Raw genomic sequence first — 11,307 nt, 5'->3', positions numbered from 1 at the left:
CGCCCCGGGTGTAGGCCCGGGGCGGCCAGGTATCACTTCTTCTTGGTCTTGCCGGACTTCGTCTGCGACAACGCGCTGGCCGCCACAGACTTCTGCGCCGGGGTCGCCTTCGGACTGTTCAGCTGCTTGCTGGCCTTTGAGGCGACCTTCTTGCTGGTCTGACGCTTGTTAGTCATATTCATCACTCCCTTCCTGGTTGCTTTTGCATCGCAGCCCAGGAACGTGATGTCATGCAGGTTCCTACACGCGCAGGACATTACGTTCCTGACTGCAACGACCGCCCGGCCTCCTACAAGGCTGGGCGTTCGTCATTCCAGGGGCTCGCACCCCCGGAACGATCTCGTCTCGCGCCTTGGGCGCGACACCACTCCCCAAACGCAGTCGTGGCGTACCAACCACAGAAAGGGAGGGGCGTCAGCCCTGGGCTGACGCCCCTCCCTCACAGAGATCCCGCTTCGGGTTCAGCTACGTCGGATGTTGCATCCGACGCAATTCCGCCCGGTATCAGCTGCAGCCGCTGGTCGAGCCGCAGCCCTCGCAGATGTAGCAGGAACCGGCTCGCTGCATCTTCGTACCGCAGGAGAAGCAGAGCGGGGCGTCGGCCTGGATGCCCAGCTGCATCTCCACCAGTTCGGCGCTGGTGTGGGCCTGCTGGGGAGCCGGCTTGGCCGCCTCGGCCTTCGGGGAGGCGACGGCCTTCAGCTCCTGGGCGCGCGGCGCCGACTGGGCCAGGCCCTCGACGTCGACCTCGTCGTCGGACGGCTCGTACGAACCGGTCTCCAGGTGACGCTGACGCTCCTCGGCGGAGTGGATGCCGAGCGCGGAGCGCGTCTCGAACGGCAGGAAGTCCAGCGCCAGGCGGCGGAAGATGTAGTCGACGATCGACTGAGCCATCCGCACGTCCGGGTCGTCCGTCATACCGGCCGGCTCGAAGCGCATGTTGGTGAACTTCGAGACGTACGTCTCCAGCGGCACCCCGTACTGGAGGCCGACGGAGACGGCGATGGAGAAGGCGTCCATCATGCCCGCGAGGGTGGAACCCTGCTTGGACATCTTCAGGAAGACCTCGCCCAGGCCGTCATCCGGGTAGGAGTTGGCCGTCATGTAGCCCTCGGCGCCACCGACCGTGAAGGACGTGGTGATGCCGGGACGACCCTTCGGGAGGCGCTTGCGGACCGGCCGGTACTCGATGACCTTCTCGACCGCCTCGCGGATGGTCGCCTCGGCCTTCTCGGTGACCTCGACCTTCTCCTTCTCCTTGGTCTTGGCGGAGAGCGGCTGGCCGACCTTGCAGTTGTCGCGGTAGATCGCGAGCGCCTTGACGCCGAGCTTCCAGGCCTCGAAGTAGATCTCCTCGGCCTCCTCGACGGTCGCCGTCTCCGGCATGTTGACCGTCTTGGAGATGGCGCCGGAGATCCACGGCTGGATCGCGGCCATCATGCGGACGTGGCCCATCGGGGAGATGGCGCGCTCGCCCATGGCGCAGTCGAAGACCTCGTAGTGCTCGTGCTTGAGGCCGGGGGCGTCGATCACATTGCCGTGGTCGGCGATGTGGGCGACGATCGCCTCGATCTGCTCCTCCTGGTAGCCCAGGCGGCGCAGGGCCTGCGGCACCGTGCCGTTGACGATCTGCATCGAGCCGCCGCCGACCAGCTTCTTGAACTTCACGAGCGCCAGGTCGGGCTCGACACCGGTGGTGTCGCACGACATGGCCAGACCGATGGTGCCGGTGGGGGCGAGGACGGACGCCTGGGAGTTACGGAAACCGTTCTTCTCACCGAGGCGCACCACGTCCTGCCAGGCCTCCGTGGCGGCGGCCCAGACCGGGGAGTCCAGGTCGTCCATGCGGACGGCCACGGTGTTGGCGTCGGCGTGCTGCTTCATGACGCGGTTGTGGGCGTCGGCGTTGCGGGCGTAGCCGTCGTACGTGCCGACGACCGCGGCGAGCTCGGCGGAGCGCTTGTACGCCGTGCCGGTCATCAGGGAGGTGATGGCACCGGCGAGGGCGCGGCCGCCGTCGGAGTCGTAGGCGTGGCCGGTCGCCATCAGCAGGGCGCCGAGGTTGGCGTAGCCGATGCCGAGCTGGCGGAAGGCGCGGGTGTTCTCGCCGATCTTCTGGGTCGGGAAGTCCGCGAAGCAGATGGAGATGTCCATCGCGCTGATGACGAGCTCGACGACCTTGGCGAAGCGCTCGACTTCGAAGGACTGATGGCCCTGGCCGTCGTCCTTCAGGAACTTCATCAGGTTCAGCGAGGCGAGGTTGCAGGACGTGTTGTCCAGGTGCATGTACTCGCTGCAGGGGTTCGAGCCGTTGATCCGGCCGGACTCCGGGCAGGTGTGCCAGTGGTTGATGGTGTCGTCGTACTGGATGCCCGGGTCGGCACAGGCCCAGGCGGCCTCGGCCATCTTGCGGAACAGGGCCTTGGCCTGGACCTCCTCGATGACCTCGCCGGTCATCCGGGCGCGCAGACCGAACTGTCCGCCCTGCTCGACCGCCTTCATGAACTCGTCGTTCACACGGACCGAGTTGTTGGCGTTCTGGTACTGGACGGAGGTGATGTCGTCACCGCCCAGGTCCATGTCGAAGCCCGCGTCGCGCAGGGCGCGGATCTTCTCCTCTTCCTTGACCTTGGTCTCGATGAAGTCCTCGATGTCGGGGTGATCGACGTCCAGGATGACCATCTTGGCGGCGCGGCGGGTGGCACCGCCCGACTTGATGGTGCCGGCGGAGGCGTCGGCGCCGCGCATGAAGGAGACCGGGCCGGAGGCGTTGCCGCCGGAGGAGAGGAGCTCCTTGGAGGAGCGGATCCGGGACAGGTTCAGACCGGCGCCGGAGCCGCCCTTGAAGATCATGCCCTCTTCCTTGTACCAGTCGAGGATCGACTCCATGGAGTCGTCGACGGACAGGATGAAGCAGGCCGAGACCTGCTGGGGCTGCGGGGTGCCCACGTTGAACCACACGGGGCTGTTGAAGCTGAAGATCTGGTGCAGGAGGGCGTACGCCAGCTCGTGCTCGAAGATCTCGGCGTCGGCGGGCGAGGCGAAGTACTTGTAGTCCTCGCCGGCCTTCCGGTACGTCTTCACGATGCGGTCGATCAGCTGCTTGAGGCTGGTCTCGCGCTGCGGGGTGCCGACGGCACCCCGGAAGTACTTGCTGGTGACGATGTTGACCGCATTCACCGACCAGAAGTCGGGGAACTCGACGCCACGCTGCTCGAAGTTGACCGAGCCGTCGCGCCAGTTGGTCATGACGACGTCACGGCGCTCCCAGCTCACCTCCTCGTACGGGTGTACGCCGGGGATGGTGTGGATGCGCTCGATACGCAGCCCCTTGGTGGCCTTGGCGCCCTTCGCGCGGGAACTCCGTGCCGGACCGCTCGCCGTCTCTGTCATGCCGCCTCCCTACGGGCAAAAACGCCCTGAAATGCCACGATGTTCCCGTGACACACTGTTCTGTTCTCACGTTGCGGGCACCCTCGGCTGCCGCCCGCAACAAGTCCTGGATCGCCGTTTGACAACCGGACCCGAGTCCCCCGCCCGGTTCCGGTCCGCCCGTCAGCCGGCGAAGTGGACGGGCGCGGGCGCCCGAGCGGTCTCGCCCGGCCCGTGATCGTCCTCCTGGCTCCCCGTTCCCGCGTCTTCGTCGTCCGCGACGGGGCCCCGCGCCGCCCGCCTGAGCTCCACGATCGCGGCCTCGAAGTCCTCGAGCGAGTCGAACGCCCGGTAGACGGAGGCGAATCGCAGGTAGGCGACGAGGTCGAGCTCCTGCAATGGGCCGAGTATGGCCAGCCCCACGTCGTGGGTGGTCAGCTCGGCACTTCCGGTGGCCCGCACCGCCTCCTCGACCCGCTGGCCGAGCTGGGCGAGTGCGTCCTCGGTGACTGGCCGTCCCTGGCACGCCTTGCGCACGCCGTTGATGACCTTGGTACGGCTGAATGGCTCGGTGACTCCGGACCGCTTGACCACCATGAGCGAGCACGTCTCCACGGTCGTGAAACGACGGGAGCAGTCAGGACACTGGCGGCGCCTGCGGATCGACGTGCCGTCATCGGTCGTACGACTGTCGACCACACGGCTGTCGGGGTGCCTGCAGAAGGGGCAGTGCATGATCTCCAACCCTCCTCACAGCAGACTCAATGGCCTCACTGGGCCACCTGGGCCCCGCGAAGCAGCCCCAAGCATAGGCGATCTCTGAGAGACCCGAGACCCGGGGGACCACAACTTGTGGGCTGCCGTAGCAATCCAACCACTAGATGTGGTGATTGGCAGATACATCGCCAGGTTGCGCGTGTCGCACACGTACCGCTACGGCGGATACGGAGATACCGTGGGCGTCGCACGGAGGTCACGTGCGACTCCGGCGCAGATGGGGACGGCAGTCCCGGTCAGCGGCGGCCGGGATGACAGACTGGGCACACGCACGAGGCCATCACCTCGGCGGTGGAGAGTACAACAATGGGACCTTTTGCCCGTCGGGTACCGCGTGAGTCATACACCCAGACATGTGATTGCGTACGGTGAACCGCGTTTTTTCACTCGAACGTGTGTTTGGCGCAACCTTTCGAAAGCAACTACCGTTGTGCAGCAGGGAGACCATCGAGAGGGGCCGACGTGACCACGACCGCAGACAGTGCCATCATCACCGCCCAGGACCGCTCCCAGGGCCGACTCGACCCGGTGCATGCCATGAACGAAGCCGTGAATCCCGAGGGACCCAAGCGCTCCCTGCCGGGCCGACCTCCAGGCATCCGGGCGGACAGCTCGGGCCTCACCGACCGGCAGCGCCGGGTGATCGAGGTCATCCGGGACTCGGTGCAGCGGCGCGGCTACCCGCCGTCGATGCGGGAGATCGGCCAGGCCGTCGGCCTGTCCAGCACGTCGTCGGTGGCACACCAGCTGATGGCACTGGAGCGCAAGGGCTTCTTGCGCCGCGACCCGCACCGCCCGCGCGCGTACGAGGTGCGCGGTTCCGACCAGGCCGTGTCCGTGCAGCCGACGGACACCGCCGGTAAGCCCGCCGCGTCATATGTCCCGCTGGTCGGCCGGATCGCCGCCGGTGGCCCGATCCTCGCCGAGGAGTCGGTCGAGGACGTCTTCCCTCTCCCCCGGCAGCTGGTCGGTGACGGCGAGCTGTTCGTGCTCAAGGTCGTCGGTGACTCCATGATCGAGGCCGCGATCTGCGACGGGGACTGGGTCACCGTCCGCCGCCAGCCGGTCGCCGAGAACGGCGACATCGTCGCCGCCATGCTCGACGGCGAGGCCACCGTCAAGCGCTTCAAGCGCGAGGACGGCCACGTGTGGCTCCTCCCCCACAACTCGGCCTACGAGCCGATCCCCGGCGACGACGCGACCATCCTGGGCAAGGTCGTCGCGGTACTGCGGCGCGTGTGACGCCTGCGGCGGGCGGCCATCTCGCCCGCCCTCCGATCGGGCCCCGGGACCCCTGCGCCGGTTCCGGGGTCCTGCACTGTCCGGGCCCCCGGCGACCGCCTCTGGGCATCGTGGGTTAGCCTGTCCCGGCGCCGGACAGGCTAACCCACGATCATTCCGCCTCCGCCTGCCGCGCCACAGCGTCGATGGCCGCCAGCGACTTCCGGACCTGGTTACGGTCCGTGGTGTACCAGAAATCGGGCAGTGACGCTTTCAGATAGCCGCCGTACCGAGCGGTGGCCAGTCGCTGATCGAGTACGGCGACCACGCCCCGGTCCCCCGACGCCCGGACCAGGCGGCCCGCACCCTGCGCCATCAGCAGCGCGGCATGGGTGGCGGCGACCGCCATGAAGCCGTTGCCGCCTGCATCCTCGACGGCCTTCTGCCGGGCGCTCATCAGCGGGTCGTCGGGGCGGGGGAACGGGATCTTGTCCATGACGACCAGCTGGCAGCTGGGGCCCGGGACGTCGACGCCCTGCCAAAGCGACAGGGTGCCGAAGAGGCAGCTCTTGGGGTCCGCCGCGAAGTTCTTGATCAGCTCGCCGAGGGTCTCCTCGCCCTGCAGGAGTATCGGGAACTCGGGGATCCGCACGCGCAGTTCCTCGGCGGCCTGCTGGGCGGCCCGCATCGAGGAGAAGAGGCCGAGGGTGCGGCCGCCGGCGGCCTGGATCAGCTCGGTCAGTTCGTCGAGCATGTCGGCGCGGTCGCCGTCCCGCGCGGGGCGTGAGAGATGCTTGGCGACGTAAAGGATGCCCTGCTTCGGGTAGTCGAAGGGGGATCCGACGTCGATGCCCTTCCACTGCGGGAGGGCATCCCCCTCGGTGCCCTCCGGGGCGAGGCCCAGGGAGGCGCCGAGGCCGTTGAAGTCCCCGCCGAGCTTGAGGGTCGCCGAGGTGAGGACGACCGAGCGGTCCGCGAAGAGCTTCTCCCTGAGCAGGCCCGAGACGGACATCGGGGCGACTCGCACCGAGGCGCCGAAGCGGTCGTGGCGTTCGTACCAGACGACGTCCCACTCGGAGCCGTTCACGATCCGCTCCGCCACGTCGTGCACGGTCTCCACGGAGGCCAGTGCCTGCTTGCGGACCGCGTCCTCGTCCTGGACCGACTTGTCGCGGGTCGTGCCGAGCGCGGAGATCACGGTGCGGGCGGCGTCCCGGAGGGCCGCCAGGGCGTAGCCGAGGTCCTCCGGGATCTCCTCCAGACGGCCGGGCAGGGCCAGCTCCATCAGCCGGTCGAAGCCCTCGGCGGCGGTCTGGAGCTGGTCGGCGGCCTTCTCGTCGACCAGCTTGGCGGCGCGCCGGACCGCGCGGTTGACCTGGCCCGGAGTGAGTTCACCGGTGGCGACGCCGGTGACCCGCGAGACGAGTTCGTGCGCCTCGTCCACGATCAGCACCTCGTGCTGCGGGAGCACCGGGGCGCCCTCGATGGCGTCGATCGCGAGCAGGGCATGGTTCGTGACGACGACCTCGGCGAGCTTCGCGCGCTCGCGGGCCGTCTCGGCGAAGCACTCAGCGCCATAGGCGCACTTGGACGCGCCGAGACACTCCCGGGAGGAGACCGAGACCTGGGCCCAGGCCTTGTCGGAGACACCCGGCGTGAGGCCGTCACGGTCACCGGTGCCGGTCTCGTCCGCCCAGTCCCGCAGCCGCAGCAGATCCTGGCCGAGCTTGCTGGTCGGCGCGGCCGCCTCGAACTGGTCGAAGAGGCCCTCCTCCTCGTCCTGCGGCACACCCTCGTGCAGCCGGTGCAGACACAGGTAGTTCGACCTGCCCTTGAGCATCGCGAACTCCGGGCGGCGGCGCAGCAGCGGGTGCAGGGCGTCAACGGTGCGCGGCAGGTCCCGCTCCACCAGCTGTCTCTGCAGGGCGAGGGTCGCCGTCGCCACGACGACCCGCTCCCCGTGGGCCAGCGCGGGTACCAGATAGCCGAGCGACTTTCCGGTGCCGGTGCCGGCCTGCACCAGCAGATGGGATCCGTCGTCGATCGCTTCGGCGACCGATTCGGCCATGGTGACCTGGCCGGGGCGCTCCGTACCGCCGACAGCTGTGACAGCAGCGTGCAGGAGTTCAGGGAGTGAGGGCTTCGTCATAGCCCGACCACCCTACGGCCCGGCACTGACAACCGGGCGGTCAAGGCGGGGACGGGGGGTGGGATCACGCCGGGTGCTCCAGGGCAGGTGGGCTGAGGAGGGGAGGGCAGGCCGGGGGCTGGGCCGCGTCCTTTTCGTCCGTGCGGGCCGGTAACCAGATTCTTCCGAATTCTTCCGAGGAGCCGGGAACTTGATCGGCGGCCGCTTCGTACTACATGTGTACCGGCCATCACTCAGCGCTACATCAGATGACGTAGGGACCGGTCTCGGATCATGAGAGCGGCCCGTTTGGCAGGCAGGTCGACCTCGGCGGCGTAGCGGAAGCCCGCGCCGAGGAAGGCGGCCACGGAGGGGGTGTTGCGAAGATCGGGCTCCGCGACGACGCGCGCACAGGCGGGGCGGTGATCGAGTACGAGATCGGCCACGGCTCTGAGCAGGGCGGACCCCAGTCCCCGCCCCCGGTCGGCGACATCGCCGATCAGGACGTGGACCCCGGTGTCGTGCGGGCGGGCCGGATAGTGGCGGGCGAGTGGGTCCAGGTCGGCCCGGTAGATCTCCCAGTAGCTCATCGGGGTGCCGTCGAGGCTGCCCAGGCACGGCACACTGCGTCCGTCTCCCGCGAGCTGGGCGCGCAGGTGGTCCTCCGTCTGCGCCCCTGAGCCGGCCAGCTGCCAGAACGCGGCCACGGCGGGGTCGTTCATCCAGCGGCTGATGATCGGCAGGTCACGTTCGACGCGGACCGGCACGAGGTGGAAGACACCGGCGGGGGTCTCGGTGGGGCCCCAGGCGGCCAGCTGATCGAGCAGGTCGAGCGTGTCGAGTGGGCCGAGCCGGTCGTGGTGGAGCGGGGTCGGTCGGTGATGACCGGGTGTGACGACTAGTTCATCGTCAAGCACGGCGGCGCGTTCATGACCGGGTGTGGCGGCTCGTTCATGGTCGAGTGCGGGGGCCTGGGCCTCGGTGGTCGGGGCGGTGCGAGTACCGTCCGGGGCGGCCGGCGCGGGCAGTCCCCCACCGCCGCTGTCGGGGCCGGGCGTCCTACCGGCGTCGGCGGGTGGCGCCCCACCGAGACCCGGGCCGGTCGCCTTCACGGCGAAGAGGGCGAGGAGTTCGGCGGGAAGGCGGAGGTCCAGGGTGTCCTCGCAGTCGCTGGTGTCCTCGGCGGGACCGGAGCGGCCGGGGTGGACGGGGTGGACCGGTACGGGGCCTGTGTCGGCACTCGCGTCGGTGGGAGGCATGGTGCGCTCCTCTCAGGAGACGAGGTGGGTCATGTTCCTCGGTCGACGGCCGGTGATGAAGTCGGCGTGGTCAGGACGGTCGGACGGTCAGGGGTGGAGGGGGTTGGTGATGGTGACGTAGATGGACTGGGTGTCGACCGGGCCGACGAGTTCGTCGAGGCCGTGCAGCCGGGTCAGCAGGTTGGCTTTGCAGCGCAGGACGGGTGAGTCGAGCAGGCGGCCGGGCAGGGAGGAGCGCAGCCGGGCGGGTCCGGAGGCCGCGTCGGTGAGGAACCGGCGGAAGGCGGCGAGCAGCAGGCGCTCATCGGCGAGCCGCTGGGAGCCGAACGCGCCGATCAGACCGAGCACGTTGTTGATGCCGAGGTAGTAGGCGAAGCGTTCGTCGGTGACCTCGTCGGAGACGAACGTCTCGCTGTGCTCACCGATGCCGGGCAGGCGGGCGTCGAGGTCTGCCCACCGGGACTCACGGAAGTAGTAGCCCTGGTTGTCGCGGTAGCGCCCGCCGGTGGGCCAGCCATCGGCGTCCAGCAGGAGCAGGGTGTTCTGCTGGTGCGCCTCCAGGGCGATACCGGCTTCGCCGTCGAGCCAGAGCACCGGGCGGACGACCTGCTCCAGGTAGCGCAGGAACCACTCGGCGCTGACGGCGCCGACGGGGCGGCCGGTGCGTTCGACGAGCCGGGCGACCACCCGGGCCAGCCGGGACCGGTACGGCCGGGGACTGCCGTTCGCCGCCGGGGCGTCGAGGGGGCGGGGTGCGACCAGCCCGGCGACGCAGGACACGTCGTCGGCGGGGGTGAACGGGTTGTGCCGGATTACCACGTCGAGTCCGGGCACGGGCCGCCCGTCCTGGCCGTCCACGGCCAGCCAGGCGGGATCGCGCACGATGTCGAAGCCGGGGTGAGCGGCCTGCCACTGCTTGGCGAGGCCGGTGCGCAGCAGGCGGTGCACCTCGACGCCTCGGTGGAGTTCCTTACGGAGATTCTCCCGGCGGGAGTTGGTGATGCGCAGGCCCAGCGACAGCTTGAGCATGGCGGGAGCGCCGGTGCGGTGAACGGTTCGTACGGAGGAGGTGGGATGCCAGGGGGCGCCGAGAGGGCCCAGGTCGCGCAGGAGTCCGGCGTCGAGAAGGGCGGCGGTCGTCTCGCGGTGGCGGATCTCGCGGGCCTGCCAGGGGTGCAGGGGCAGGGCGGCGGCATAGCCGTCGGGCAGGGGCAGGGCCGTGCCGGCCAGGCGTTCCATGAGGTGCGGCGCGGGGACGGGGCGGCCGCGCTCGGTCCAGGCCGAGTCGGTGGCGAGAAGGGAGGAGGCGACAGCCATCCAGTGCAGAGGGAAGGAGCCGCGCAACTCCGGTGAGTAGAGCCGGGCTTCGGCGTCGGTCAGGCCCTCGCGGCTCTTCGGGGTCGGGTGCAGCGGATGCCCGAGGAGGAGTGCCTGCTCGGCGGCGAGAAAACGGTCGGGGCCGTCGGCGGGGCGGGCCCGCCGGTCGGCGATGAAGGTGACCGTGCGGCGCAGGGAGTCGGCGACCCGCGCGACGAGGTCGCCGGCGTCGGGAGCGGCCTGGGTGCCGGGTGTGCCCTCGGCGACGCGGGGTTGGCCGTCGGCGCGGACGGCGCTGCCGTTGGCTTGGACGACGGCGCCCGCGGCGCGGCCGAGGCTGCCCTCGGGGCTGCCCTCAGCTCGGCCAGCGCTCCCATCAGCGGCACCGGGACTTCCCTCGGCGGTGCCCACCGCCGCACCGAGGCTGCCGTCGCCTCGGCCAGCGCTCCTACCGTCGAGACCGAAACTGCCCTCGGCGCTCCCATCTCCGGGACCGAGACTGCTCTCGGGAGTGCCCGCCGCCGGACCGACGCTACCTTCGGCTCGGCCGACCGTGCCCCCCGTTGCTCCGGCCGTCTCGCGGGTGAGAAGGGCGGCGAGGGTGACCGCGTCGACGGGTGGGGCGGTGTCGGGGGCGCCGGCCAGGCGGGGTGGGCCGAAGCGGTGCCAGCCGGTCGGGGACCAGTGGCGGACCGGGGTGATCAGGGCCGTACCGCTGGCGGGCAGCGGGATTCGGAGGGTGCCGGTGTGGGGCGCGGGGAGGTTCCTCTCGCGTGCCCAGCAGCGCAGCAGGTTCTCCACGGCGGCGCCCTGGGCGGCGGTGTGCGGGTCGGGGTGTTCCAGAAGGTCCCCGGTGTCGTCGCGGGGCAACTCGGGCTCGAAGGTGCGGCCGCGTTGCTGGGGAACCGACTCGGCCAGCGGAACGGGACGTCCCTGTGGGCCTTGGTCTCCGTGGTCGTCGGGGGTGGGGGTGGCGTTCAAGGGGGGTTCCTCGGGGGCTCGGGCGGCGCGGGGTCGGCCGTCGTGCGCGGCGAACCGGGCTGGCCGGGTGGTGAGTTGAGTGCTGGGTGTCCTGACGAGAGAGGTGTGGACGATGTGGGGTTTTACGCGTGGGCCGTCCGGGCCGCTCCGGGCGCGCTGGGCGACTGGTTCGCCTCGGCGGTACCGGGCGGTCGGCCTACTCACGGCGGTCCGGCGGGCGGGCGCCTTCCGGGCGGTCCGTTCGCCTGGTTC

The 11,307-nt window shown here is 69.9% G+C and carries 7 protein-coding genes; 1 reads left to right on the top strand and 6 read right to left on the bottom strand.

Annotated elements, in window-relative coordinates; all coding sequences use genetic code 11:
• Window positions 1-32: 32 nt before the first annotated feature.
• The 3 genes from ABZ396_RS15610 to nrdR form a co-directional block, all read right to left on the bottom strand.
• A complete protein-coding gene (locus ABZ396_RS15610; protein WP_274563086.1) occupies window positions 33-176 on the bottom strand; it encodes a hypothetical protein in 144 nt (47 codons plus the stop codon).
• 328 nt (window positions 177-504) lie between these two features.
• Window positions 505-3,393, bottom strand: a complete 2,889-nt coding sequence (locus ABZ396_RS15605) for a vitamin B12-dependent ribonucleotide reductase (RefSeq protein WP_358920168.1) — start codon at window positions 3,391-3,393, stop codon at window positions 505-507.
• 162 nt (window positions 3,394-3,555) lie between these two features.
• A complete protein-coding gene (gene nrdR, locus ABZ396_RS15600) occupies window positions 3,556-4,107 on the bottom strand; it encodes a transcriptional regulator NrdR (RefSeq protein WP_358920166.1) in 552 nt (183 codons plus the stop codon).
• A 504-nt stretch (window positions 4,108-4,611) separates the two neighbouring features.
• Here nrdR and lexA point away from each other — a divergent pair.
• The gene (gene lexA, locus ABZ396_RS15595) at window positions 4,612-5,391 is read left to right on the top strand and encodes a transcriptional repressor LexA (RefSeq protein ID WP_358920164.1); all 780 of its coding nucleotides are present in this window, start codon (window positions 4,612-4,614) and stop codon (window positions 5,389-5,391) included.
• 151 nt (window positions 5,392-5,542) lie between these two features.
• Here lexA and ABZ396_RS15590 read toward each other — a convergent pair whose 3' ends face one another.
• The 3 genes from ABZ396_RS15590 to ABZ396_RS15580 all read right to left on the bottom strand — a co-directional run bounded on the left by ABZ396_RS15590 (window position 5,543) and on the right by ABZ396_RS15580 (window position 10,944).
• Entirely contained in the window at window positions 5,543-7,519 is a 1,977-nt protein-coding gene (locus ABZ396_RS15590; RefSeq protein ID WP_358920163.1) for an ATP-dependent DNA helicase, read from the bottom strand.
• Window positions 7,520-7,758: 239 nt separating this feature from the next.
• Window positions 7,759-8,757, bottom strand: a complete 999-nt coding sequence (locus ABZ396_RS15585; RefSeq protein ID WP_358920161.1) for a GNAT family N-acetyltransferase — start codon at window positions 8,755-8,757, stop codon at window positions 7,759-7,761.
• 87 nt (window positions 8,758-8,844) lie between these two features.
• Complete coding sequence (locus ABZ396_RS15580; protein WP_358920231.1) at window positions 8,845-10,944, bottom strand: IucA/IucC family protein; 2,100 nt, start codon at window positions 10,942-10,944, stop codon at window positions 8,845-8,847.
• Window positions 10,945-11,307: the final 363 nt, after the last annotated feature.

It is taken from the genome of Streptomyces sp. NPDC005866, from assembly GCF_040629895.1.
In the GTDB taxonomy this organism is placed as follows: domain Bacteria; phylum Actinomycetota; class Actinomycetes; order Streptomycetales; family Streptomycetaceae; genus Streptomyces.
The sequence above is the reverse complement of the archived record's forward strand: the minus strand, read 5'-3'. Positions and strand labels throughout refer to the sequence as shown.

Excerpts from the sequence above, each read along its gene's own strand:
- ABZ396_RS15610 (WP_274563086.1), bottom strand. The coding sequence starts at position 176 with ATGACTAACAAGCGTCAGACCAGCAAGAAGGTCGCCTCAAAGGCCAGC.
- ABZ396_RS15585 (WP_358920161.1), bottom strand. The coding sequence starts at position 8,757 with ATGCCTCCCACCGACGCGAGTGCCGACACAGGCCCCGTACCGGTCCAC.
- ABZ396_RS15605 (WP_358920168.1), bottom strand. The coding sequence starts at position 3,393 with ATGACAGAGACGGCGAGCGGTCCGGCACGGAGTTCCCGCGCGAAGGGC.
- ABZ396_RS15590 (WP_358920163.1), bottom strand. The coding sequence starts at position 7,519 with ATGACGAAGCCCTCACTCCCTGAACTCCTGCACGCTGCTGTCACAGCT.
- nrdR (WP_358920166.1), bottom strand. The coding sequence starts at position 4,107 with ATGCACTGCCCCTTCTGCAGGCACCCCGACAGCCGTGTGGTCGACAGT.